Origin of the sequence: Phenylobacterium sp. (assembly GCF_030693805.1) — a bacterium.
In the GTDB taxonomy this organism is placed as follows: Bacteria; Pseudomonadota; Alphaproteobacteria; order Caulobacterales; family Caulobacteraceae; genus Phenylobacterium.
In genome coordinates this window covers 1-1,317 of sequence record NZ_JAUXZW010000334.1, presented here as the reverse complement: position 1 = coordinate 1,317, position 1,317 = coordinate 1, and the positions used below count along the sequence as shown (strand labels likewise).

Genomic DNA, 1,317 nt, shown 5'->3' with positions numbered 1-1,317 from the left:
CCACGAACCCCGTCCATTAGTCGCCGAACATTTCGCGGTTTTATCATCTAAACCAAGGTTCATGAGAGCGAGGTAGCGACGCCTCGGACGTTTCCACTGTATCCAGAATAGACATCGGAGTTTTCGTCGAATCCAACCATCGAGTTTCCTGAATATCTCTTTTACTCCGGACAACTTATAATATTGCCCCCATCCGCGCAGAATCCGCGAAATCGTTGCGATTGTACGAACTATCGAGCGGCCTCGACCCATTCTGAAGACTGCGTGCAGGGTCGTCTTCAGTCGTTCCACGGATTTATCCGCTGGCCTTAGTCGGGGTTTCTGCTCGCTTGTCATCGAGTATCCGAGGTACTTGAGATTCCACGGCCTGTCAATCGCGCTCTTTTCGACATTCACCCGTAGTTTTAACTTTTCGGCTAAAAACCGCGTGATTGATGCCATGACCCTGATCCCCGCCTTTTCACTCGCGACATAGATGTTACAATCGTCCGCATAACGGCAAAAAGCATGCCCTCTGGTTTCCAGTTCCTTGTCCAGATCATCGAGCATGATGTTTGACAGTAGCGGCGATAACGGGCTCCCTTGCGGTGTCCCTTCTGTTCTCGCCGTTTCTATCCCGTCCACCATAATTCCTGCCTGGAGGTACCGCCGAACCAGCTTCAATAGCTTCTTGTCCGAGATTTTCCGCGCGACACGCGCCATGAGGACATCATGCGAAACCCGGTCGAAAAATTTCTCCAGATCGATGTCCACCACCCATTGCCGCCCTTCTTCCACATATTCTCTCGCCTTCTTCACCGCGTCATGCGTGCTCCGGCCGCGCCGGAACCCATAGCTGTGCGGTGAGAATTCGGGGTCGAAGATCGGTTCGAGTGCCTGGTGTACCGCCTGCTGTATGAGTCGATCCATAACCGTTGGTATGCCGAGTTGCCTCTTTCCTCCGTTCGGTTTGGGTATCTCTACCTTGCGGACCGCCCCCGGCTTGTATACGCCTTCCAGGAGTTCTCCCTTGATACGCGTCCAGTGTGTTTTGAGATAGCACCCCAGGTCGTTGACGGTCATTCCGTCTACCCCCGGCGCACCTTTGTTCTTTACAACACGCCGATACGCTTTCCACATGTTCTTCGTCTCGACCACTGCCTCCATGACACCATCGTGCCGCTGCCGGTGGTTTTCTCTCCTCGCCGTGGCGGTGGACGCGGCTCTGGAAACGTCCAACGGATTCCGTCCGCCGTCGTCGCCCTGAGCTTCGGGCTTATAGGCCGTCTGTTCCTGCACCTCTTGCGCCATCGAGATTCAAGGCCTCCGTCGTCTTCT

General features: G+C 54.6%; 1 protein-coding gene. It reads right to left on the bottom strand.

The genetic code is table 11. From position 1 onward, the window contains the following. On the bottom strand, nt 1-1,290 hold a 1,290-nt coding region (gene ltrA / locus Q8M88_RS13045; protein ID WP_305597590.1), incomplete at its 3' end, for a group II intron reverse transcriptase/maturase. Nucleotides 1,291-1,317 lie beyond the last annotated feature (27 nt).